Source organism: Bacillus sp. ISL-77 (assembly GCF_018613105.1).
In genome coordinates this window covers 1-24,912 of record NZ_JAGGQY010000058.1, presented here as the reverse complement: position 1 = coordinate 24,912, position 24,912 = coordinate 1, and the positions used below count along the sequence as shown (strand labels likewise).

Below are 24,912 nucleotides of genomic sequence, written 5' to 3'. Positions count from 1 at the left end.
CACCATGAAGTGTAAAACTATTTACTCTCACTTAAAGCAGTTGTTTTAGCAGGAATGACAAAGCTGAGTACAATCGTAATTAAGCTCAAACAAAGGGCATAAAGAAATACGTTTTTCATTCCAATAACGATGCTTGCAGCCTGATTGATTATGAGTCCCATGATGGTGACTCCGATTGATGTCCCAATGTTTTTTAGAAACATTTGCAGCGAAGTGGACATGCCTTTGATATGGGATTCAGCAAATTCTTGGGAAGCGATCGTTCCAACCGCAAATAATAAGCCAAATGAAACGCCCTGGATAGTTAAGATTAGAAACAGACCAATATAAGATAAATCAGTGATGAATAGGTATAATGCTAAGCCTGAAGCAGTTGTGATGAAGCTTCCGATGATAAATAAGCTTTTATATCCATAGCGTATAATCCACTTCCCTGCCGGGGTACTGCCAAACATCCAGCCCACCGCAATACTGAGAAGAATTAGTCCACTTTTATAAATACTCATATCATTTCCTTCTTGAAGATACAATGGAATAAAGTTGGATGTTCCAAAAAAGGACAGACAGTAAAATAACATGAAAAGGTTAGTCATTAGGATTCCTTTGTTTTTAAACAATGATACTGGCAAGAACGGATGTGCTTCTTTCCTCTCCACCAATATGAAGACAATCAAACCGATAATTCCAAGGATAATGTACCAAATAGAATTTTTTACATTCGTAGATAACAATAATAGCGTAATCGAAATCCCAAATAAGAAGAAACCTTTGTAGTCGATATGGGTCTTTTTAAATTCGATTTTTTCCTTATAAGGAATCATACAAAGAACCGTTGCAATTCCAATGGGAATATTGATAAAGAAGATCCATCTCCACGTTAGTGCTTCGACAAAGAAGGAACCCAATACAGGTCCAACGATGGATGAAATTGCCCATATGCTGCTAAAGACCGCTTGAATTTTCCCGCGGTTTTCTATCGTAAACAAATCACCTACGATGATCATGGAGAGTGGGATCATCCCGCCTGCCCCTATTCCTTGGACACCTCTAAAAATAATCAGGATACTAATGGAATTGGCCATTCCACAGAGAATCGAACCTAGGGTAAATATTGAAACAGCGATAATTAACAGCTTTTTCCGACCATACATATCAGATAATTTCCCGTAAAGCGGGACCGTAACCGTACTTGCTAACATATAGACAACAAATATCCAAGCAAACAGCTCCATCCCTCCAAGCTGTTTCACTATGGTGGGACTTGCCGTTTGCATAATATTTGCATCAAGTGCTGATATTAGGGTAGATATTACAAGACCCCAAAACACATACCTATTCTTTTTCATACATTCCTCCGACACAGTTAAATTAAAATTCCTTATACTTTTGATGAACATAACAAAATAGTTAAAAAAAGAACTTCTCTAAGCATTTGTTTAGATTGTAACGAACCCACAATTCCTCTCCTAATCTCTTTCATCTAACTCTATTATGATATTTTATCATTTTTTCAAGTAAATAGAATAAGCCATTCGTTATGAATGGCTCACTTCCATCTTCAATAATGGCTGAGTAATTGTTGGTAAAATTATTTCAATGGTGGTTCCTTCGTTAATTTTACTGTAAATGTTTAGTTCCCCATTATGGCCTTCGATAATTTTGTAGCAAGTCATTAGGCCAAGACCTGTTCCCTTTTCCTTCGTGGTATAAAATGGTTCCCCTAGAGTAGAGATCCGTTCCTCCGGAATCCCAACCCCCTGATCAATGATTTGTACCGAAATTTTCCCATCTTCTTTTTTCATAACGTATACATTAATATTTCCGCCTTTAGGCATTGCTTCAATCGCATTCTTAAGTAGGTTTAGAAAAACTTGTTTTAGTTGATTTTCTTCGCAGCTAATCAACGGCAAATCATTGTCAAAATCCACAAAGATTTGAACATTATTTAAAAGAGACTGGTTGTTAATTAAGGTGACAACATCCTTTAATAACATCTTTATATCCCGTGTCATATAAACGGCAGCTGTCGGTTTGGCAAGCACGAGGAACTCCCCGACGATATCATTAATCCGGTCAAGCTCTGTTAACAGAATATCAAAGTATTCCTCTTTCCTAGTGCTGGTCCTTAAGAGTTGGATAAAACCTTTTATAGATGTGAGTGGATTTCGTATTTCATGGGCTATACCTGCGGCCATTTGGCCTAATAATGCCAATTTTTCAGACTTTTGAAGTAGACGTTCTGTTTCTTCCATTTTTTCAGTAATATCCTTGCCAATGGACAACACTGCATCTTTTCCCCCAAAAACGATAAACAAGGAAGATACTTCAAAGAAAAAGGATGTCCCATCCAAACGCTTTGCTTTGTATTCGATGGTGTTTACGGGCTGCTTTTCTTTCTTTATTTGTTTAAAACGTTCAAGCAAACGACTTTTATAGTCTGGAATAATAAATTCAAAAATGGATTTCCCCATTACATCTTCTAGTTTGGTAGCACCAATCATTTTCATGGCAGACTTATTTACATATAAAAACCTATGATTACTCGTAATATAGACGGGTGCAGGCAATGAATCTATTAACTTCTTATAGCTCTCCTCACTAGCACGTGCTTTTTTTTCATAATAGCGTGCTTTATCATATTGCCAACCCACTCCCCATGCAATAAGGGTAAAAAGAAAAAAGTCTATCGAAAAAAAAGGATGATGATCGTAAATCTTTTGGTAACTGCTATATAAAACCGAAATCAGCACCAGGATAATTTGACCCGATTTATTCATTATTCCGCCCTCTTAATTAGGTATATTTAGTTATGCAATTCTACATAATTATATTTAATCCTTCATAAAAATCAATTAATTATTATTATGGAGAGAAAAAGAAAAAAAAGCCATCAAATTTCAATGGCAAATTTGTTAAGTTCCACGGATATTGAATTTTTATTAATTGTAAAATTAAAAATAATGACAAAAAAAAGAGTCTATACTATTCATATAAACTCTTAAAACACAATTATTGTTTTATATTAGCATCTCTTCTTTGACCCTTTCCGGTAACCAGGATAGTTTCTCCGATAGTTTGACAACTTCTCCGATGACAATCATGGCTGGATTCGTAATTCCATTTTCATTTACAACTTCAACAATCGTCTCAAGTGTACCGACAACTGTCCGTTGATTTCCTGTTGTCCCTTGTTCAATTACAGCTATAGGTGTTTGAGAATCCTTTCCACAGGATATAAGTTGGCTGCATATAAAAGGAAGATGTTTGACACCCATATAAATGGCAAGAGTATCGACACCATGGGCTAGATGGTCCCAACGAATGTTTTTAGGTTTGCCACTCAAACAGTGACCTGTAATCATAGCAAACGATTGACTCCATTCACGGTGAGTGACAGGAATTCCCGCATAAGCCGGGGCAGCAATACCAGAAGTAATCCCAGGTACAATTTCAAATTCGAGCCCATTTTGAACAAGCACTTCTGCTTCTTCACCGCCTCGGCCAAAAATAAATGGGTCTCCTCCCTTTAATCGAACAACCGTTTTACCAGCCAAGGCCTTATCTACTAATATTTGATGGATGGAATCTTGGGAAACACAATGGTTTCCCGGCTCTTTTCCGCAATAGATGAACTCAGCGTCGGTCTTACCGTATTTCAGCAACACCGGATTGACTAACCGATCATAAAGAATAACGTCTGCCTGCTCAAGACATTTCGCTGCTTTAACCGTAATTAAATCAGGATCACCAGGACCTGCTCCAACAATATAGACTTTCCCCTTTGTTTGAATCATAAAGACCTCCATTTTACTGAACTAATCGATTAAGAGAAATACTTCTTCCCCTTCTATTCTGGTTTTATAGGTTTTCACACAGCCTGTATCCGGCTCTTGCACCTTCCCATTATCCAAACATATTTTCCAATCATGCATGGGACAGAAAACAAATTCACCGCTTACCATACCTTCGCTCAAAACCCCGCCTTTATGTGGACAGCGATTTTCAACGGCACGCACGCTACCATTTAATAATTTAAATACAGCCACTTCTTTATCCCCGACACAAACAGTCTTTCCTAATCGTTCTGGAAGATCCCGTACAGAACCGATTGATACCATTTCTACGCTTTTCTTTGTCATTGGACGATGTCCTCCTTTAAATGTAAGTTCTTACGACATAACAACATTTTCAAACAATTCTTTTCTTACTTTTTCATCCTCTGTTATCGTCTTCCATGGATCCTTAATAACAGATAATGCATCATCCATCCGTTTATTTAATTCTTGACGTTTTGCCTTATCATCGAGAACCGTACGAACATGGGTCAAACCAACACGTTCAATCCAAGCAGAAGTACGTTCTAAATAGTTGGCTGTTTCACGGTAATATTGAAGGTACGCACCGGTAATTTCCATCGCCTCTTCTGATGTTTTCACTGTGTATAGTAAATCTCCACCGCGTACATGGGTTCCGCCGTTCCCACCGACATAAAGTTCCCAACCGCCGTCAATCCCAATAAACCCAATATCTTTAAACCCTGACTCCGCACAGCTTCTCGGGCAAGCAGAAACGGCCATTTTCACTTTATGAGGTGTTTGTAGTCCTTCAAATTTCTTCTCGAGGTCGATTCCCAGACCCATGGAATCTTGGGTTCCAAAACGGCAGAACTGTTCACCGACACATGTTTTCACTGTACGTAGTGATTTTCCGTAGGCAAATCCTGAAGGCATATCCAAATCAGTCCATACTTTAGGCAAGTCTTCCTTTTTTACCCCGAGTAAGTCAATCCGTTGTCCTCCTGTTAGTTTTACTAATGGTATTTCATATTTATCTACCACGTCAGCAATCCGTCGTAAGTCTTGTGAATTCGTTACTCCACCGTACATTCGCGGAACAACAGAATATGTTCCATCCTTTTGAATATTTGCATGCATCCGCTCATTGACAAACCGGGACTCTCTTTCGTCCGTATATTCAATCGGATTGACCATCCCTAAATAATAATTCAAAGCAGGGCGGCATTTTGAACAACCTTCCTCAGTACTCCACCCAAGAACATTCATCACTTCTTTGATATGGGTCAAACCTTTGGTTTTAATCTCTTCCACTATTTCATCTCTCGAAAAATGAGTGCAGCTGCAAATCGCTTCTTTCTGCAAAGTACCGTCATACTCTGACCCAAGTGTATGTTGTAACACTTCAGCAACAAGCGGCTTACATCCCCCGCAAGACCGAGAAGCACTTGTACAAGCTTTGATTTCATCAACGGATGAACAACCCTGATTCTGTATCGCCTGGATAATCGTTCCTTTGGTTACACCATTACATCCGCAAATAATGTCCTCCTCACTCATGGAAGTTACTAAACTGCTCCCGAAATCATCATTAAGTGGCTGTAAAAGTGATACCTTCGTGGTAAAGGAGACATCTGCTTGCTTTTGAATCATCGAAAAAAGGCGATTTCCATCACTGCTATCACCAAACAGCACGGCGCCAACAATTTTATTGTCTTGTAACACGATCTTTTTATAAATGCTGTCATTTCCATCAAAGACTTTAATTGCTTCCTTTCCTTCACCTTCCATAAAATCTCCGGCAGAGAACACCTCGACCCCAGAAACCTTCAGTTGAGTGGACAAAACGGAACCATGATAGCCATTGGTCTTTACACCGCAGAGGTGATGAGCTAATACTTTTCCTTGTTCAAACAATGGTGCTACAAGACCGTATACCGATCCGTTGTGCTCGGCACATTCCCCTACAGAGTAAATATTAGGAACGTTTGTTTGCAGGTAATCATTCACGACAATTCCCCGATTAACAGCAATACCACTTACTTTGGCTAATTCGATATTTGGCTTAATACCAACTGCCATCACGACTAAGTCTGCATCAAGGACCGTTCCATCGCCAAACCTTAAACCTTCTACGCGGTCATCTCCAACAATTTCTTGCGTTTGTTTTTCTAATAAAAACTTCATACCTTGTTTTTCTAATTCCGACTGTAATAGTTTCCCTGCCTGTGGATCTAATTGTCTTTCCATCAAATAAGGGGCGAGATGTATAACAGAAACATCCATTCCTAGGTTTAAAAGTCCTCTGGCTGCTTCGAGCCCGAGTAATCCGCCGCCAATTACGGCCGCTTTTTTATACTTCCTCGAGGCTTCAAGCATCACTTCAGTATCCCTTATATCCCGAAAAGCAGTCACACCGATCTTTTCAGCTCCGGGAATCGGAAGGATAAATGGGAGTGACCCTGACGCTAAAATCAATTCATCATACGGTTCGATTCTTCCTAAGTCGGTTACAACAACTTTCTTCCTAGCATCTACTTTGATCACTGTTTCACTTGTATACAACTGAATGTTGTTTTCTGTGTACCAATCCCAGTCATTAAGCGTAATGTCTTTAACCTTTGTATCACCTTGTAAAACCTTTGAAAGCAGTATTCTATTATAATTCGGATGTGGTTCGCTTCCGAAAATGGTAATCTCAAATAATTCCTTGGTTAGTTTTAAAATCTCTTCAATCGCTTTAACTCCAGCCATTCCATTCCCTACAAGAACCAACTTTTTCTTATTCACGTTATGTTTCCTCCCCTTAGAATGTTTCTTAAACTATAGCACAGCCATCTCGATAACTAACTTAACGTGTAAGGTCTTCTAACATAGAAATTTTTAATTTAGGAAATCCTTAACTGGACTCACCTTTACAACACTCACTTTGAATCCAGGCATTTTACAGGTAGGATCCAATTCTTTTGAAACGAGGAAATTAATATTTTGTGAGTCGGCCCAGTGGAAGGGAACAAAAATAGTATCATGACGAATCGTTTCCGACCATTTGCTTCTAACCACAACACTTCCTCTTCTCGATTCGATTTTCACTAATGTTTGGTCTTGGATCTGAAATTTTAATGCGGTTGCAGGGTGAATTTCCATAAATGGTTCTACATTCCTTGCCGCTAAGGCTGGACTTTTTCTTGTTTGCACTCCTGTTAAGTAATGTGACATGACTCTTCCTGTTGTTAAATAGAGTGGAAACTCTTCAGATAATTGTTCTTTTGGAACCTCAGGGATGTTCGGAACAACCACCATCGCTGCCTTTCCATCTGAATGGGCAAAGGATGTCTCAAACACTCTTTTCGTCCCACCATGGTCAGTAGCTGCGCAGGGCCATAATATTCCGCCTTCCTTCCTAAGACGTTCATATGTCATTCCAAAATAATCCGCATTACCCCCACGGCTTGCCATTCTTAATTCGGAAAAAATTTCCTCTGCAGATGAAAAGGAAAAATACTTTTCTTTTCCAAGCACACGGGCAATTTCACAAATGATTTGCCAATCATGCTTCACTTCTCCCGGACAAGGATAGCTTGCTTCCCGTAATGTTACCCGTCCTTCTATATTCGTCATCGTTCCTTCATCTTCTAGATAAGAAGAAGCTGGCAATATTAAATCTGCTAATCTCGCTGTTTCTGAAACAAACAGATCCACCGCGACAAAGAATTTTAATTTTTTAATTGCCTCTTTGACGAAGTGGGCATTTGGATTGGAGACAATCGGATTGGAACACATCAGAAACAACCCTTGAATTTCCCCTTCGTGGATTTTCTCGATCATTTCATAGGCCGAAACACCTTTACGTGGTAAATCATCCTTGTCAACACCCCAAACACTGGCCACATATTCTCGATGTTCTTCGTTCTCAATCGAACGATATCCAGGAAGCTGGTCAGCTTTTTGGCCATGCTCTCTCGCTCCTTGGCCATTTCCCTGTCCTGTAATCGCACCATAACCGCAGCCCGGTTTGCCAATTTTCCCAGTTGATACCAGAATATTTAGGAAATTACGGACAGTCATCGAGCCATTTGTGTGCTGTTCTACCCCTCTCGCTGTAAATATCATTCCTGTTTCTTCTTTACCAAACCTTACGGCCGCTTTGCGAATGAGTTCAATCGGAACGCCGGTTATCTCTTCAATTTCTTCTAAATTAAGGGATAATACATACTCTCTAACTTCTTCAAATCCGTTCACACGTTCTTGAATAAAGTCCTTATCAACATAATTTTCTTCAATGATAACTTTCAATAACCCATTAGCTAACACAGCATCTGTTCCCGGTTTAGGTTTTAAATGCAAGTCTGCTATTTTCGTTGTTGCTGTTTCACGAGGGTCGATTGCGATAATATACGCACCATTTTCTTTCGCTCTTTCAAAATAGGGCATAATCGTTGGCTGACATTCAGCAATATTCGTCCCTGCTAATATAATGCAACGAGTCGATGGAATTTCTGCCAAGCTGTTCGTGAATCCTCGGTCCAACCCAAAGGTTTGACTCGCCGCTGAAGCAGCTGCAGACATACAAAGACGTCCATTATAATCAATGTATTTTGTTTTTAATGCAACTCGGGCAAATTTACCCAATAAGTAAGCTTCTTCATTTGTGATCGACGCGCTCCCATAAACTGCTAAGGCATTCAGTCCAGATTCTGCCTGGATTTTAGTAAAGTTTTCTTTAATTTTATTCATGGCCGTCTCCCAGGAAACACGAACAAATTCTCCATTTACTTTTAATAACGGATATTTCAAACGGTCCTTATGAAAAGCATGTTGATGTGCGTTCATGCCTTTAATACATAAACGCCCCTCCGAGGTTGGATTCTCTTTACCAATGGTTATATATTTTTTTCTCGTAACAATCGATTGTTCAATCAATTGCATTTTACATTGCATACTGCAGTATGGACATTGAGACTCGTATTTTTTTTCTGATTTTACTTCGTGTTCCTTTGTACGAAAATACTTTAAAAATGCTTCCGTCAAAATAGCTCACCCTTTACTCACTTTTTTTCGTAATAGTTAACTTTAACGAACGTTCCTTACAGGACTGTTGATGATCTGGAACTTTTTACTAAAAGTTTTTTGCGTAAGAAACGATCTTTCTCTAACCGCAGCAATAATTGCTGGCGATGTTCTAAGTCAAACAGAATTTCGCGCACATGCACTAAACCAACTCTTTCGATCCATTGCCATGTACGTTCAAGGAAATTGGCCGTTTCACGGTAATATTGAATAAAGGCACAAATAATTTCAATCACATCATGATTCAATGATTCAAGGCATAATAACTCTCCTGCTCGTACATTACGTCCACTGCTGCCACCGACATAAATTTCCCAGCCAAGACCTGTTCCAATCACTCCGATATCTTTCGTAGTCGAACCTGCACCATTATGCATACAAGCTGATATGCCCATTTTCACACGGTAGGGTGTGGTGAGAAATTCCAATTTTTTTTCGAGGCTGACAGCCAGTTGAATCGATGATTGCTTGTCACAACGGCAAATATGTTCGCCGATACTTGTTTTAATATTTTGAACCATATTTCCATACGTTGAACTAACTGCCATGTTTAAATCAGCCCACACACTAGCTAGGTCCTCTTTCTTCACCCCCATCAAATGAATTCTTTGTTCACTAGTTACAGCTACATTTGAGATGCTATATTTCTCCGCAACATCGGCAATCGTTCGCAGTTGTTCTGCTGTCGTTTTTCCGCCATACATCTGTGGGACAACGGTGTAAGTACCATCCTGTTGAACAATTGCATTCATTTGTTCGGATACAAAAAGTGATTCTTGTCGGCTCTCATACTCCGGATAGATCATTCCTAAATAATAGGCTAAGGCAGGACGACAGGTAGTACATCCTTCCTTACTTTCCCAATCAAGCACCTCCATTACTTCTTGTACCGTAGTGCAGCTTTGCAATTGCATCTCATAAACCACTTCATCCTCTGTTAATGATGTACAGGGGCACATCGATTTTTGTTCAATGACCTCATCAAATTCATCGCTTTGAATATAGGTGAGAAGATCAGTTACCAATGGTTTACAGCCCCCGCAAGAGCCCGAAGCTTTAGTACACTTTTTTATTTCGTCCACGGTTGTTAATCCATTTTTTAGAACCGCTTCAATAATCGCCCCTTTTGGCACTCCGTTACAATTGCAGATTATTTCACTATGTGCCATAGAGGCGACAGTATCTCCCCCTCCACTTGACGCTTGAAACAGGGTAACTTTCTCCACGTCCGACACATCTTGTTTTTTCAAGATCATATCTAGCAATCTTGTACGATCACTTGTATCACCAAATAAAACGGCGCCAACCATTTTAGAATCTTCAAAAACAAGCTTCTTATAAACACCATCTAACTCATCATAAATTTCAATCGATTTAAGACTTTCATCATTCATAAACTGACCGACCGAAAACACATCCACACCCGATATTTTTAATTGGGTCGAAAGAACAGTTCCTTCGTACCCTTTACATTCCAAACCGCAGATACGCTGGGCTAAGACTTTCCCTTGGTCATAAAGAGGTTTAACCAACCCATATACGATTCCTCGATGTTCCACACATTCACCGACAGCATAAATGTTCGGTATATTCGTTTCCATGTAATCATTAACGAGGATTGCTCGGTTTGTTTCTATGCCGCTTTCCTTTGCTAACTGTATATTGGGTCGTACCCCTACTGCCATTACAACCAAATCAGCTTCTGCTTCGGTACCGTCCTTAAATGACACTCCTTCCACGCGCTTGCTTCCCAAAATCTCCTTTGTTTCTTTTTCAAAAAGAAAATGAAATCCTTGCTTTTCTAACTCTGTTTCCAACAGTTTCGCTGCGGTTTCATCCAGTTGTCTTTCCATTAAATTTAGGCAATTATGCACCACGGTTACTTCCATATCAAGATTGAGCAGACCTTTGGCAGCTTCTAAACCTAAGACTCCACCGCCAATCACTACCGCTTTTTTATAATGCTTCGCTGTTTCAATCATTTTCTGACAATCTTCCATGGTTCGAAATGTGATGACTCCTTCTTTATCAACACCTGGCAGCGGCAGCTGAAATGGAACAGAACCTGTTGCGATTATTAGTCGGTCATAAGGAACCTCCTGATTTTTATCCGTCTTAACAAGTTGTTTTTCCGTATCAATTTTTATCACCGTTTCTCCAGTAAACAGTTTGATGTTCTGTTGGTTATACCAATCACGATCATTGATTGTAATATCTTTAAACGATGTACCACCCTGCAAGACGGCCGATAATTGGATCCGATTATAGTTAGGGTGTGGTTCGCTTCCGAAAATAGTAATCTCAAAGGAATAAGGTGAATGCTTTAAAATCTCCTCAATGCACCGCACCCCCGCCATTCCATTTCCTATCAGTACGAGTTTTTGCTTATCCATTCTAAAAGCCTCCGTAAGTTCGATATTTGGGTAACTGCAACCATAAATATCCCCTATTATTCCATAAAACTCATCAAAAGAAATTCAGTGTGTAACATTTTCTAACACAATAAGTTTTATGTTAGAGTTCCTTACACGCTATGAGACATCTCCTGTTTGAATACGTTATTGTTTAACAAAGCAAGGGAAACACAAATACCAACAATGTTAAGGAGGGAAAGTGATGAAAAACAATATCGGTTTATTTTCATTCTTGGTTTTACTAGTAAGGGTCATGTTTTCAAAAGATAGCTGTTTTGAATGGTAATAAAAGTAAAAATGTATTTTGGTAGTTAACTATGATACAAATAGAAGGGAGAACAACATTATGAGGTTATCAGATCTAAAAAAAAGCGGGCATACGCCATCATTAGCAGCGTCATTTTTATATTTTGATGTTAGTTTCATGATTTGGGTGATTTTGGGGGCACTAGGGGTTTATATAACAAAGGATTTTGGACTATCTCCCGCTCAAAAGGGTTTCATCGTTGCTGTTCCAATCCTAAGCGGATCGTTTTTCCGGCTCATCCTTGGAGTTATGACGGATCGTATTGGTCCGCGAAAAACAGCAATAAGCGGGATGCTCGTCACCATCATCCCACTAGCATGGGGTTGGTTATTCGGACAGACGCTAACCGAACTTTACTTGATAGGGATTCTTCTTGGTGTTGCAGGTGCAAGTTTTGCGGCAGCCATACCAATGGCAAGCCGGTGGTACCCGCCGCATTTACAAGGACTAGCAATGGGGATTGCAGGTGCTGGGAATAGCGGAACACTTTTTGCTACATTATTCGGCCCGCGTCTTGCAGAAAATATTGGCTGGCATAATGTAATGGGATTAGCTATTATTCCTCTTTTGATTGTTTTTATCTTGTATATTCTTCTTGCGAAAGATGCACCTTCACAACCAGCAGCAAAACCGGTGGTTGAATATTTGAAAGTATTTAAACAAAAAGACACATGGTTTTTTTGTTTGCTTTATAGTGTCACCTTCGGAGGATTTGTCGGTTTGTCCAGTTTCTTAAGCATCTTTTTTGTGGATCAATACGATTTATCCAAAGTACGAGCAGGAGATTTTGTCACACTTTGTGTGGCAGCAGGAAGCTTTTTCCGGCCAGTTGGGGGTTTCATAGCAGATAAAGTCGGCGGCGTACGTCTTCTGACCTTTTTATTTATCGGGGTAGCTCTCAGTATGTTCGGCGTGAGTCAGCTTCCATCTTTGGCTATTGTGACAACCTTATTGTTTTTCGGAATGCTCTGCCTTGGAATGGGAAATGGTGCAGTCTTTCAATTGGTTCCACAGCGCTTCCAAGAAGAAATTGGGATGATTACCGGGATTGTCGGAGCAGCTGGCGGGGTTGGCGGATTTTTTGTACCCAATATACTTGGATCACTTAAGGAAATTACCGGAACGTACGGAACAGGATTTATGGTTTATACAGGAGTTGGAATCGCTGCATTAATTGTGCTGCTTATTGCACAAATGTCATGGCGAAAAACCTGGTCGCCAAAGGAAGCCTCAATTAAAAATTAGAGATAATTTTTTATGGACAGCTACTAAATAGTAAGAAAAAGAAGCAGAACCTGAAGAAGGCTATTCTTGAACCTAACTTGGTCCTAGAATAGCCTTCTTCAATTTAACTGCTTCTTTGTGTATGCATTCTCCAATCTTCTAAACTCTAGGTTGTGGGTTACCGCTTGTAAGATGCGCATCAAACATATCTATTATTTCAAGAAATCTATCAGCCTCACGAAAAACATGGTCTGCTAATAGTGGATGGATGATACTCTTTATTTTACATTGCTCAATTAAATCACGTGCCGTTTTCTTGAAGTCCCGTAGAGATGAGACTGACACACGATTCTGATCCAGGAATTGATCTAAAAGAGGAACGGTTTGAGATTGTGGCTTCATAGATTCTAAGTCTCTTGCTTGATACATCAATTGATCAAAGTCATTGCTGAAATTTTGGGCTATATCAATTAACTTCCTTTCGGATGGATCCAGTAGATGACCAATAAATTTAGCATGGTCTGCCATAATTCTTAGGAAGAAGACATTTTCTTTTATGATGGCATCTGGAAGGGGTTTTAATTTACCTTCGTTTAATTCCACTAATCGTTTTCTAAAATAATTAGCTTCTCTACTTGTATGATCAACTAACAGTGGAAAATTATTTGCCCCCGGCAATTTACATGTAAGTATTAAACCTAGTACTTTTCGTTTAAATGCAAAAATGCTGGTTGCAGCTTGTTGTACTTCCGAATTAAATCTTCTTATTTGTTCAGGGTCTGCTTGATTGGTAGAGGAATGTGCAGTTTGTTCGATTCGTTCAAACAATTGGTAAAATTGATTAGCCTCTTGGATTAGTTGAGTATCCTCTGCTCTAAAACCTAATCGAAGAAATAAAGAATGCTCTTTCATGATCCTAGACCAAAAACGTATTTCATTTAACGATCGCTCAACAAACATTCCAGATGTAACACCTGTATCAGGATGTTGTAAGTTTTCATACCCATTCATTCAGAAACCCCCCAGTAAGTACTTCATTCGTTCTATTCTTATTAATAAATTCATATAAATATACCCAAATAAGAGGTTCAAAAGGTTCCCCTTTCTAAAATAAGAATAATATAATAACAAAAGAAAAGAAGTTAACATACATATTATTATATGTAGAAACGAGAATTTAAGGGGGATTATATGGGTTTCTATTGGGTGGGTTTTGTTTTTTGGTTATTAATTGGAGTTTCAGTGTTGATACTACTATGGGGATTATCAAAAAAATCATGGAAAGCCTTATTAATGAGTGGAATTGCTTTAGTACTGCCATCCCTTTATTTCTTTGGTGCAGAAAATTGGTTTAGACTAGTTGCTTTGCTTCCGATAATATGTTTTTTATTTGCCTATTACACAAGAAAAAGTATTAAGTAATTCGAAGGGCCTAATCATGGTACTGCAGTCAGGCCCTATTTAAGTTATAATCCTAGTCAGTTGGATCTTTTTTTTGTGCTAATTCGTCTCGATCTAATGCCATTGGTGGCTGTTCTAGCCACTCGTTATCGATCAGGATATTTGAACCATCCTCAGAAAACAATTGAACTTCTAAAGATAATCGGTTATACATGACACCTAAATCCATCCGAGGACTTTGAGCAACTCCTGTCCCATAGAAACCAATACTCAAGGCAATCAAACCTGATGTAAAAAACATCATGAGCTGATCAGAAAACGTTTGATCCGTACTGCTTGTTACTTCTGATGCCAATGTCTTGGGGACGGGCAGATAACTTTCCTCCAATTTTGAAGCAAATAATTTGATATGTTTATTTGCAATTTTTATTCCTCTAAGAAAGAATTGTTTCACTTCTTTATCTTTTGCAACCTGACTAAAGCCAGCTAGCGTGGCAGCTCCTAATGCATTTCTTTGAAGGTTAGCGTAAAGATTACTGATTTCAGCTACGATTAACGGTCTTTTTTCCCCAAACACATCTAACATAAATCCTTGCCTTTTTACATATTCAACATGATCCATCTCCTGCATATAAGGGGTCTTTACAAATAGTCCTTTTAACAATAATAAATCCTTTGACAACTTATATAATTGCATTGTCTCTGTCGTGCATTCCATATAATAATCTGTAATGTCATCTCTTATAGATGATGCAACACTGGCAGCATAATTGGTAAGTCCAATTTTTGCCATCTGATTAATAAACTCTAACACAAAACTATCAGAGAATAGTTTAGAAGAGGCTAAATTAACATGCTCATCAACCTTAAAGCCATTCGGAACTACAAAGTTTTCCTCTACAAAAATAGACGTTAATTTTTGTAAATGATTTTTTGAAAGATTTAATGCAAATTCTATAACAGGTCTAATCTCTTCATCCTCAGCTTTTTCTAAAAAATGCGTCAGCACACATTTACTTCCACTATCATTCATGTATTGCGCCCACAATTGAGCCATCTCTCCTGTGGTCAGCTTTAATTGTTTTTCTTTATCCATTAATATTTTACCTCCATACGGAAAATACCTATTACCATCTTTTCCTATTATGAAAAGTTATATGTAATTACATAGTTAATACCAAAGAAAAGAACACCTCGACCAATTGAACAGGCGCTTCTCTTATCTTGATATTATCACGTTGAAAAAACATTCTACATATTCCTTTTTTTCTTCTCATAAAATGGACAAGGAGTGATAGTCCTGAGGAGGTATTTATGTGGAATTGAAAAATACAATTGATATGGTTTATTTCTTTAAACTATGAAAAGAACTTATTTAACCTATTTCTGCATTTTATTTGGGGCTACCCTTCAGGGCATGTCGATGTCCTTGTTTTTATTTCCTCACTCCATCCCTTCCGGCGGGGCAGCAGGACTTGCGATCTTGGTAAATCACTGGTTTCATTTATCACTTGGTTTCTCTTTATGGTTATCTAATATTGTTTTTCTACTTTTCGCTTTAAAGTATTTTGGATACACCTGGACCATTCGAACGATTCTTTCGGTTGCTATTACTTCCACGACCGTAACTTTTCTAACAGCCCTAGTTCCACATCTTCATATCCATATTATGGTGGATATACTATGTGGAAGTGTTTTCTTTGGTATTGGTGTAGGATTATTGATTCGAGCGGGGGCATCCAGCGGTGGAATGGTCATTCCAGCATTAATGATCGCTTCCTATAAGAAATGGAGTCCCGGAAAAGTAATGATGGGAATAAACTTTTTGATTTTTTTATTAACCGCCCTTGTGATTGATTATAAAATTGTTATTTTCGCGGTTATTTGCCAATTCTTTTCGACGAATATCATCGATTTTATTTTTGAATTAAAATTACAAAAAATAAAATTCCTAACGACAAATTGGAGAAAAAGATAAGAAGATCCCTAAAGAATCTTCTCTTCCTTTAAATAGGCTAAAATTTTTTCAACTGATTGATCAAGTGTCATTGTATCAGTTTCAATCATGATTTCTGGATCATTTGGCACCTCATACGGAGAGGATATTCCCGTAAAGTCAGGGATTTCTCCTTTTCTTGCTTTTTTATATAGCCCTTTTGGGTCCCGGTCTTCACAGATATTGATAGGACAATTCAAAAATATTTCAATATATTCGCGGGGATCAAACATATTTCGAACAAGCTGCCGATCATCAAGAAATGGAGAAATAAATGCAGAAGAAACAATCAGGCCGCTGTCAACAAACAGTTTTGCCACTTCCCCGATTCTCCGAATGTTTTCTCTCCTGTCCTCAACCCCAAAACTCAAATCACTATTTAGCCCGTGGCGAATATTATCACCGTCCAAAACATAGCTCCTAATATTTTGTCGATACAAAGCATGATCCACAGCATTAGCCAAGGTAGATTTTCCTGATCCAGATAAACCTGTAAACCACAATACACAGCTTTTATGCCCATTTAATAGGTAGCGATCTGTTTTTTTTACCGTTGACTGATGCCAAATAATATTCTTACTATTTCCCATTTCATCACCCCTTTATTTTCTAAAAATAGTTCGCCTTAAGGGGTCTCCAAACGGCGGGTTTCATCTAGGTAGGCTTCTTTCATTCCTTGGATTAGAATTTCGACCACTTCTGGCCGGCTAAATTCCTTTGGCGGCTGTTCCCCGTTTTTTAACATACCTCTAACCTTTGTGCCTGATAAAATTACGTGTTGCTGTGAATCATGTGGGCATGTTTTTTCAGAGGCCATGTTTTCGCATTTTTTACAATAAAAGCTATGTTCAAAAAAGAGCGGTTTAATGCCAAGTTCTTCGTCAGTGAAGTGACTAAATATTTTTTGGGCATCATATGTTCCATAATAGTTTCCTACTCCGGCATGATCTCTCCCTACTATAAAATGAGTACATCCAAAATTTTTCCGGACGATAGCATGAAAAATTGCTTCCCTAGGTCCAGCATATCTCATCGCGGCAGGAAAAACAGAAAGGAACACCCGATCTTTCGGGTAATAATTTTCGATTAAGACTTGATAGCTTTTCATACGGATTTCACCGGGAATATCATCCGATTTGGTCTCACCTATCAACGGATTTAAGAAAAGCCCATCGACAGTCTCTAATGCTGTTTTTTGAATATATTCATGGGCCCGGTGCACGGGATTTCTAGTTTGGAAACCAACTACCGTATTCCAACCTAATCTCCTAAACTGCTTCCTTGTTTGGATGGGGTCCAAATAATAGCTTTCAAACTTACTTTTCTCAGGTCTTTTTATCAGGGTAATGGGACCTCCGAGATAGATCTCCGGTCGTTCTAACAGCCTTTTAACCCCTGGGTGATGAATATCAGTTGTTCTGTATACCATCTCAGCTTCAAACTTTTTATCAGGGATAAATAATTCCTTCACATCCATTACACCATACACAGTGCCATTGTGGATTAGATTGATCATCTCACCGGTTTTAAGTTCCTTCGCTTTATCTTTGTTGATAGCTAATGTAATCGGTAACGACCACGGAAGTCCATTGATCAGCCTCATATTACTAACTACTGAATTATAGTCAGATATACCCATAAACCCAGTAAGCGGACTATAGGCACCATTTGCAATTAACTCTAAATCACTTAATTCTAAATTACCTAATTCTATATAGTTACGAGTGTAATCAATTGGAGTATTTAGGTTAATTCTATTTACCAATTCACCCCCATGGGGGACACTTTCACTCATATTACTCCCTCCCTAATCTCTTGAATTTGCCTTTGTGGCCTATTTATGTTTCATGGAGTCCGCATTCAGTTTTCGATTGACCAGCCCACCGTCCGGAACGAGAGTCTCTTGAATCTACGACAGGCTTTGTACAGGGAGCACAGCCAATACTTGGGTAACCTTTATCGTGTAAGGGATTGTATGGTAAATGATTTAGATGGATATAAGTCATAATGTCTTCCCATGACCAGTGAATAAGGGGGCAAATTTTTATTTTCTTAAATTTTTCATCCTTATTTATATATTGGGTGTTACTCCTTGTGAGGGATTGATCTCGCCTTAGACCTGAGATCCATGCTTCAACATCCCGTAATGCTTCCTTAAGAGGAACCACCTTTCTTAAATGACAGCACAGATTGGGGTTACTCTGCCACAATTCGTCTCCATACCATTTGGTTTGTTCATCTAACGATATCCTTGGTTTAATAAGATCGATCTGCAGCGATGGGTAGCTGTTCCTAACTTCCTCAATTAATTGATAAGTTTCTGGAAAGTGGATGCCGGTATCGATGAAAATAATTTTCGCATTTTTATTTACTTTATGAATTAAATCGATTAAGACAATTCCCTCTGCGCCAAAGCTGCACGAATAGACAATTCTCTCTCCATAATTTTGGTATGCCCATTTTAAAATATCTAGAAAATCGCGAGGATGGTCCAAAAGGGTACCTACCTTTTTTTCATCCCAATTTTCATACGTCAACAGATCAGACAATTAAGGTCACCTCGACTTTCTATCCTCGAAGATTGGAATTCAATGCTAGTGTAATACAGGCATTGTTTTCGACAATTATTTTATTCATGTGATTAACATCGCCAAACTGCGAATATGAAATCATTGCCCTAATCCACGATCCATGGCCAAACACTAAAATATTGGACAACTTCTTATATTTCTCGATGAACAAAACAACCCTTTCTTCTAAATTCTTAATACTTTCTCCTAAAACGAGCTCTTTTGGATTATTAATCCAAAGCTCACGATATTTCTCGAAAAGTTCTTCCTTTGGACGCCCTTCAAATGGACCAAAATCTAATTCATCTAATAAACCTTCTGTTTGGCATGCGTGGCCATATAGCTGAGCTGTTTGATGAGTTCGTTTCAGGGTGCTGGCCAAAACAAGTTCAAATGGTGCTAATTTTTTTAGCCGCTGCGTATTCTCTGCTATTCCTAAATATAATTCATCTGTTAATGGGGATAGTTCTATATCTCTCCTGCCTTGCAGCCAGGTTTTTTTATTCCATTCTGTGGGAAGATGTCTGATTAGCGTTATTTGCATTCATTTCCCTCCAAAAAAAATGTTTCACTTCTTAGACCACAGCGTTGCGCTTCTAATATTAGAACATCTCGTATTTTCACATTTCCTAAATTGACATTCGGTCCAATTTCTTTAATAAAATACATTTGATGTTTTGCCGATGGTGCTTCAAAGATGATTTTTTTACTGTCAACATCTCTGACCAACTCTTGAATTAAATCGGACTTAAGATCACCACATTTTTCATAAATACCTGATGTCCCAGATTCCCTCCCTTCTGTAATCACATATTCACATCCGGCTTCTAAGAAGAGCGATATTTCTTCCTTCCATCCAGAAATAGACATTTCCTGATTAGGATCCTTGGAACCAACTTCAGAAATGATATGAAAGTCATTTTTTAATTGTGAAATTAAACGGAGGCGTTCATTTACCGGGATATCTAGTGTCCCATTAGATATTTCAAGCCATTCAATCCCTAAATCCTGTAAAAAGGATAAATATTCAGGAATTTTTTTTTGGTAAAAGCTTTTTTCAAATAATGTACCGCCACAATAAGTCCTAATATGATATTCCTTGTAAAGCTGAACCTTTTCCTTTATGTTTGGCGTTACATAAGCTGAACCAATTCCGATCTTAGCTATATCAATAAAGCTGCCATAATCAGCTAAGATATTCTTTAATTCTCCCATCGGGGTCCCCGTATCGATCACAGAAGTTAGACCGTATGACCTGATTCCTGATGTCCTTTCAGGAATGGTTAAAAAACTCATAGGGAATGCGCCTCCTCTATTTTTCTAGGATAGATTATTCGAAAAATGGGTGAATGTGTATATAATGGGCTTTTTTCCCTATTAAATAGGCAATTGCCATTGTATAAACTCTTGGCTCATTCCAAACAATAATAGGGCTTAATTTCACAGTTACAGTTAGGGGTGTACATTCATTGCCAAAGCAAAAGCATAAAGGCTTGACGATTACTGCAATCGGTTCAATCCCACTTATTTTGGTGTTAGGAAACTCAATGTTAATCCCAATTCTTCCAAAAATGAAATCAGAACTAAATATTACTCAATTTCAGACTAGCTTAATTATCTCTGTATTTTCGATTGCAGCGGCAATATCTATACCTGTATTAGGGTATTTATCTGACCGATTTTCACGTAAAGCGATTATTATCCCAGCACTAATTTTATATGGCAGCGGAGGCCTTTTAGCTGGCGCTGCAGCTGCCTGGTTCTCCAATTCCTATACATGGATTATAGCAGGGAGGATTTTGCAAGGAATGGGTGCTGCTGGTACGGCTCCCATTGCCATGGCATTGGCAGGCGATTTATTTAAGGGTGGAGAACAAAGTAAAGTTTTAGGGTTAGTGGAAGCGTCGAATGGATTCGGAAAGGTAATAAGTCCAATTATCGGTTCGCTCCTAGCCCTTCTGTTTTGGTATGCGGCATTTTTTGCCTTCCCAATTTTTTGTGCGATGTCAGTTCTCTTCACCATCTTTTTTATCAAGGAAAAAAAAGCAGAAAAAGAACCTCCTCCTTTGGGAAAATATGTGAAGGGTCTTGTATCAGTATTTAAAACAGAAGGACGCTGGTTATTTGCAGCATATTTCACAGGTGCCTCCTGTCTTTTTACACTATTTGGGATTTTGTTTTATATATCCGATATTCTCGAGAAAGATCATCAGATTGATGGTTTACTAAAAGGTGCCATTTTAGCGATCCCCCTTTTATTTATGACAACAACCTCCTATTTTACAGGCAGTAATATTGGAAAAAAAATGAAGGTAATGAAAAGATTAATCGTCATCGGCTGTTTATTAATGACTGCTTCCTTTGCATCATTGGTCTTCTTTACAAATTTACTTCCATTTTTTGCTGTCTTAGTCATAAGCAGTATTGGAACTGGTCTCGTTCTTCCTTGTATCAATAGCTTTATTACTGGTTCCGTACCGGCAGACCGGCGTGGATTCGTTACCTCCCTATATGGATCCGTTAGATTTTTAGGTGTTGCCATTGGTCCACCTATTTTTGGGGCATTAATGGAATGGTCCCGTTCAGGGATGTTCTTAACTACAGCAGGTTTAACATTGTTATGTGGATTGCTTTCCATGATGCTCATCCATGTTGCTAAAAAGGAACCTTCAGAAGAAAGTGATTCATTGTTTGAAAAATTATCTTTCACATAAAATTGAAAAAGGTCCGTTTAGGAGAGTTTACTTGACAATGGAGCTAGATAAAAAGGAGTAGATGTCATTGCAAATTTATTTTTCTCCTGAGGTAATCACACCGCAGTTTCAGGTATTAAATGTGGTGGATGGAAATAACAAAGCAGTAGGAAACGTGGCTCTTCTATTTGATGAAAAAAAGCTTTATGTTTATGGAATTTTAGAAGAGATAGAAGTCGGAGCGGATTTTAAGGATTTAGTCACACCTTATATAAAAGGATTAGCTAAGGCTCGACCCGGATTAGATATTTTCTCTTGTTTATATGTCGGATGTAAAAAAATAAATTTGAATGAAGAAGAAAAAGATAAATAATGATTTAGGTGGACTCCAAGCTGGGTCCACTTTTTTTTGGGCATACCATCCATGTCACAGGTGTCTAACTCTTTCATATTTTAATGTTATAAATCAACATTAGATTAGATTAGATATTCGGGGTGTGCGTGTAATGAGCATGGGGATTATTGTAATGGGTCTTTTAATCGGCTTTATGGTCGGATTAACAGGTGTTGGAGGGGCCGCTTTGTTGACACCAATTTTAATTTTATTAGGTATCAGCCCTTCGATTGCGGTAGGTACTGATCTTGTTTATAACTCCATAACTAAACTTTTTGGTTCAATTCAACATTGGAGGCAGAAGACGATAAATTTCAAGTTAGTAAAGTATCTAGCGATTGGGAGTATTCCAAGTGCGATCTGTGCAGTAGGAGTTCTCCATTTATTTGATTCTTTTTTTCATAACCAAGAAGTGGTGATTAAGCACGCATTGGGTTACGTTTTAATATTGGTAGCATTGACTACCTTGTTTAAAACATTTATGAAAAATAAATTAGAATGGAATCATTTTCAAAAGAAGCCGATCCATGAAAAACGGGGCTTAACCATTCTGATTGGTGCTATATTAGGTTTTATTGTAGGCTTGACATCGATAGGATCTGGTTCATTGTTTGCATTAGCTATGATTTACTTGTACAGATTGAGAACTCCAGAATTGGTCGGAACCGATATCGCTCATGCCTTTTTATTAGTCTCCGCTGCAGGGATTATGCACGCAGGAATCGGCAATGTTGATTATCTATTAGTGTTTAACCTTTTAATGGGGTCGATCCCTGGTGTCATATTAGGAAGCACCTTATCCTCTAAATTACCCGCAAAACCTCTAAGAACTATTATGGCAGTGATGATTTTGATAAGTGGGTTTAAACTAATTTAATATAAGCAATTAACTTCTGTAACAGCTAAAAAGTCTATCAAATTTGATAGACTTTATTTTTATTGCCTTGTTCTATCTTGTGGCCTTAGGATTGCAGCCCTTGTATTATTAAGCGGAATTGGCGTCCGAGAGAGCATAATCCGAAAATCTCGTGGATTAAATGGAATAAACGGATACAAAAATGGTGTATTCATGCTCTTAGTTACAACAAGGAGCATAATCCATAACGTGATCCCTATGATCAACCCGGGAACTTTAAATAAAGCAACCATAATTAAAAAGAAAACCCGAAAAATTCGATTGGCAAGACTTAACTCATAACTTGGTGTGGCAAACGTTCCAATGGCAGCAACTGCCACATATAGGACGACCTCATGAGTAAAAATCCCTACCTCTACAGCTACATCTCCAATGATTATTGCAGAAACGATACCTAACGCAGTTGCGAGGGCATTGGGTGTATGAATAGCTGCCATTCGCAAAATTTCAATTCCGACTTCAGCAATGAGAAATTGCCAGATTAAACCAATCTCCCCTTGATCTTCTACACCGATAAACTTCCATCGATCTGAGAGTAATTGTTCATTGGTCGCATAAGTGTACCAAAGTGGTAAGAGAAATAAGGAGGATAACACAGCGATAAATCGTGCCCATCGTAAAAAAATCCCAATTACCGGCTTTTGACGATATTCCTCAGCATGCTGCAGGTGATGCCAGTAGGTGGATGGACAAATCATAACACTTGGTGACCCATCCACCACTATTAATACATGGCCTTCCATTAAATGAACGGCACTTGTATCAGATCTTTCTGTGTATCGAACTAATGGATATGGATTATAATTTCGGCCAAATACAAATTCTTCAATCGTTTTTTCCGCCATAGGAATCCCATCTATGGATATTTTTTCAAGTTCATTCCTTAACATTTTTACATTATCCGGGTCAACAATGCTATCTATGTATACTAATGCAATATCTGTTTTAGATCGCTTTCCTACTTGGACGTATTCCATTACAAGGGATCGATCCCGTACACGCCTGCGAATTAAAGCTAAGTTAAATACAATCGTTTCAACAAAGCCATCACGGGGTCCACGTACAACCCGTTCAATATCCGGTTCCTGAGGAGAACGGATTGGATATTCACGTGAATCAATCAGGATTACTTGTTTACCGCCTTCAACGACTACTGCAGTTTGTCCTGCAAGAATTTGGGCTATAACTTCCTCTAAATCATCTGATGTATTCACCTCTACATGAGGAATAAAGGTTTTAAAAAGCTTATCAATGGGATTATTTCCAAAGTCCTCTGGTTTCCGTTTCTCCATCTCCTTCATTATTAAAAGTAAGAGATTAGCTGAAGCAAACCCATCTATCAAAAACATCCCGAACCGGAGTCCTCCGTATTCCAACGGCCGGTGAATCACATCAAAGCTTTTTCCAATCCGTAATTCTTTTATTAGGTATTCAATATTATCTTCAAACTTTTCCTTAACCGGAATTTGTGTCCCCTTTTTTCCCAAACGTGCCAACTCCTAAATTTTCATTATTGGTATTTTGCAACATGTTTGAGGTTAATATACTCTTTTCAATATTATTAAATAACTCTGTCTTACTAGAGAGTTCGGGTACTTATATGATTTTTAAAGACTTTCTTTTGTTACCGCCCATGGCTTTTTTCCTTATCTTCGGGCACTTAAAGCCCTCTTAAGTTACCGTTGGTGGTTTTTTTCCTCCTCCTCGGGCACTAAAGACCTTCTTTAGTTACTGCTCAAGCTCTTTTTCCTCTTCCCTGGGCACTATAAATACAAATAAGTGAACCACCCTCCAATTATCTGGAACACAAAAAAAGACAACCTTTTCAGGTTGTCCTTGATTTGCCTGGCAACGTCCTACTCTCACAGGGACGCGTGTCCCAACTACCATCGGCGCTGAGAAGCTTAACTTCCGTGTTCGGTATGGGAACGGGTGTGACCTTCTCGCCATTGCTGCCAGACTATTTGGTTGAGGTATCATTCCCTCAAAACTAGATAATGCAGAAGAAGTTTGTAAAACGAGTGTGCCTTAAAAATTGGTTAAGTCCTCGAACGATTAGTATCAGTCAGCTCCACATGTTACCACGCTTCCACCTCTGACCTATCAACCTGATCATCTTTCAGGGTTCTTACT

20 protein-coding genes, 2 rRNA genes and 1 pseudogene are annotated in these 24,912 nt (G+C 38.5%); 6 read left to right on the top strand and 17 right to left on the bottom strand.

The window, feature by feature from the left end:
* Positions 1-17 precede the first annotated feature (17 nt).
* From J7E77_RS22900 to nirB (J7E77_RS22870), 7 genes and pseudogenes are all read right to left on the bottom strand, one after another.
* Positions 18-1,403: pseudogene (locus J7E77_RS22900) on the bottom strand (MDR family MFS transporter); the annotation flags it as partial.
* A 132-nt stretch (positions 1,404-1,535) separates the two neighbouring features.
* A complete protein-coding gene (locus J7E77_RS22895; RefSeq protein ID WP_214717146.1) occupies positions 1,536-2,777 on the bottom strand; it encodes an ATP-binding protein in 1,242 nt (413 codons plus the stop codon).
* A gap of 240 nt (positions 2,778-3,017) precedes the next feature.
* On the bottom strand, positions 3,018-3,794 hold the full coding sequence (gene cobA / locus J7E77_RS22890) for a uroporphyrinogen-III C-methyltransferase (RefSeq protein ID WP_214717145.1): 777 nt from the start codon (positions 3,792-3,794) through the stop codon (positions 3,018-3,020).
* A 21-nt stretch (positions 3,795-3,815) separates the two neighbouring features.
* Positions 3,816-4,139, bottom strand: a complete 324-nt coding sequence (gene nirD, locus J7E77_RS22885) for a nitrite reductase small subunit NirD (protein WP_214717144.1) — start codon at positions 4,137-4,139, stop codon at positions 3,816-3,818.
* A gap of 30 nt (positions 4,140-4,169) precedes the next feature.
* Complete coding sequence (gene nirB, locus J7E77_RS22880) at positions 4,170-6,584, bottom strand: nitrite reductase large subunit NirB (protein WP_214717143.1); 2,415 nt, start codon at positions 6,582-6,584, stop codon at positions 4,170-4,172.
* 93 nt (positions 6,585-6,677) lie between these two features.
* Positions 6,678-8,825: an assimilatory nitrate reductase catalytic subunit NasC gene (gene nasC / locus J7E77_RS22875; RefSeq protein ID WP_214717142.1), complete on the bottom strand. Its 2,148-nt coding sequence runs from the start codon at positions 8,823-8,825 to the stop codon at positions 6,678-6,680.
* Between the two features lie 56 nt (positions 8,826-8,881).
* Positions 8,882-11,257, bottom strand: coding sequence for a nitrite reductase large subunit NirB (gene nirB, locus J7E77_RS22870; protein ID WP_214717141.1), 2,376 nt, complete (start codon positions 11,255-11,257; stop codon positions 8,882-8,884).
* Positions 11,258-11,624: 367 nt separating this feature from the next.
* Here nirB (J7E77_RS22870) and J7E77_RS22865 point away from each other — a divergent pair, with 367 nt between their 5' ends.
* Positions 11,625-12,830, top strand: a complete 1,206-nt coding sequence (locus tag J7E77_RS22865; RefSeq protein WP_214717140.1) for an MFS transporter — start codon at positions 11,625-11,627, stop codon at positions 12,828-12,830.
* Between the two features lie 138 nt (positions 12,831-12,968).
* Here J7E77_RS22865 and J7E77_RS22860 read toward each other — a convergent pair whose 3' ends face one another.
* Positions 12,969-13,820, bottom strand: coding sequence for a DUF2935 domain-containing protein (locus J7E77_RS22860; protein WP_214717139.1), 852 nt, complete (start codon positions 13,818-13,820; stop codon positions 12,969-12,971).
* Positions 13,821-14,000: 180 nt separating this feature from the next.
* Here J7E77_RS22860 and J7E77_RS22855 point away from each other — a divergent pair, with 180 nt between their 5' ends.
* Positions 14,001-14,231 (top strand): hypothetical protein, encoded by a 231-nt coding sequence (locus tag J7E77_RS22855; protein ID WP_214717138.1) that lies wholly within the window; start codon positions 14,001-14,003, stop codon positions 14,229-14,231.
* A gap of 52 nt (positions 14,232-14,283) precedes the next feature.
* On the opposite strand, the gene J7E77_RS22850 is transcribed toward J7E77_RS22855, so the two are convergent.
* The gene (locus J7E77_RS22850; RefSeq protein ID WP_214717137.1) at positions 14,284-15,306 is read right to left on the bottom strand and encodes a DUF3231 family protein; all 1,023 of its coding nucleotides are present in this window, start codon (positions 15,304-15,306) and stop codon (positions 14,284-14,286) included.
* Positions 15,307-15,570: 264 nt separating this feature from the next.
* Between J7E77_RS22850 and J7E77_RS22845 the strand changes: the two genes are divergently transcribed.
* A complete protein-coding gene (locus J7E77_RS22845; RefSeq protein WP_214717136.1) occupies positions 15,571-16,188 on the top strand; it encodes a YitT family protein in 618 nt (205 codons plus the stop codon).
* An 8-nt stretch (positions 16,189-16,196) separates the two neighbouring features.
* Here J7E77_RS22845 and cysC read toward each other — a convergent pair whose 3' ends face one another.
* Genes cysC through J7E77_RS22820 form a run of 5 tightly spaced genes read right to left on the bottom strand, consistent with a single transcriptional unit; the run spans position 16,197 to position 20,072 of the window.
* The gene (gene cysC / locus J7E77_RS22840) at positions 16,197-16,796 is read right to left on the bottom strand and encodes an adenylyl-sulfate kinase (protein ID WP_214717135.1); all 600 of its coding nucleotides are present in this window, start codon (positions 16,794-16,796) and stop codon (positions 16,197-16,199) included.
* 35 nt (positions 16,797-16,831) lie between these two features.
* Complete coding sequence (sat, locus tag J7E77_RS22835) at positions 16,832-18,001, bottom strand: sulfate adenylyltransferase (protein ID WP_214717134.1); 1,170 nt, start codon at positions 17,999-18,001, stop codon at positions 16,832-16,834.
* Between the two features lie 43 nt (positions 18,002-18,044).
* Positions 18,045-18,746: a phosphoadenylyl-sulfate reductase gene (locus J7E77_RS22830; RefSeq protein WP_285290683.1), complete on the bottom strand. Its 702-nt coding sequence runs from the start codon at positions 18,744-18,746 to the stop codon at positions 18,045-18,047.
* A 28-nt stretch (positions 18,747-18,774) separates the two neighbouring features.
* Positions 18,775-19,320, bottom strand: a complete 546-nt coding sequence (locus J7E77_RS22825) for a histidine phosphatase family protein (RefSeq protein ID WP_214717132.1) — start codon at positions 19,318-19,320, stop codon at positions 18,775-18,777.
* On the bottom strand, positions 19,311-20,072 hold the full coding sequence (locus J7E77_RS22820) for a phosphosulfolactate synthase (RefSeq protein WP_214717131.1): 762 nt from the start codon (positions 20,070-20,072) through the stop codon (positions 19,311-19,313). Before J7E77_RS22820 ends, J7E77_RS22825 begins: the two co-directional genes overlap by 10 nt.
* Positions 20,073-20,245: 173 nt before the next feature.
* On the opposite strand from J7E77_RS22820, the gene J7E77_RS22815 reads away from it, so the two are divergent.
* The 3 genes from J7E77_RS22815 (at position 20,246) to J7E77_RS22805 (ending at position 22,740) form a co-directional block, all read left to right on the top strand.
* Complete coding sequence (locus J7E77_RS22815; protein WP_214717130.1) at positions 20,246-21,490, top strand: MFS transporter; 1,245 nt, start codon at positions 20,246-20,248, stop codon at positions 21,488-21,490.
* A gap of 61 nt (positions 21,491-21,551) precedes the next feature.
* Positions 21,552-21,842 (top strand): hypothetical protein, encoded by a 291-nt coding sequence (locus tag J7E77_RS22810; protein WP_374103002.1) that lies wholly within the window; start codon positions 21,552-21,554, stop codon positions 21,840-21,842.
* 133 nt (positions 21,843-21,975) lie between these two features.
* A complete protein-coding gene (locus J7E77_RS22805) occupies positions 21,976-22,740 on the top strand; it encodes a sulfite exporter TauE/SafE family protein (protein WP_214717128.1) in 765 nt (254 codons plus the stop codon).
* Between the two features lie 59 nt (positions 22,741-22,799).
* Here J7E77_RS22805 and J7E77_RS22800 read toward each other — a convergent pair whose 3' ends face one another.
* The 3 genes from J7E77_RS22800 to J7E77_RS22790 form a co-directional block, all read right to left on the bottom strand.
* On the bottom strand, positions 22,800-24,266 hold the full coding sequence (locus tag J7E77_RS22800) for a spore germination protein (RefSeq protein WP_214717127.1): 1,467 nt from the start codon (positions 24,264-24,266) through the stop codon (positions 22,800-22,802).
* Between the two features lie 356 nt (positions 24,267-24,622).
* Positions 24,623-24,739, bottom strand: a 5S ribosomal RNA gene (gene rrf, locus J7E77_RS22795).
* 75 nt (positions 24,740-24,814) lie between these two features.
* Positions 24,815-24,912: ribosomal RNA gene (locus J7E77_RS22790) — 23S ribosomal RNA — on the bottom strand; the annotation flags it as partial.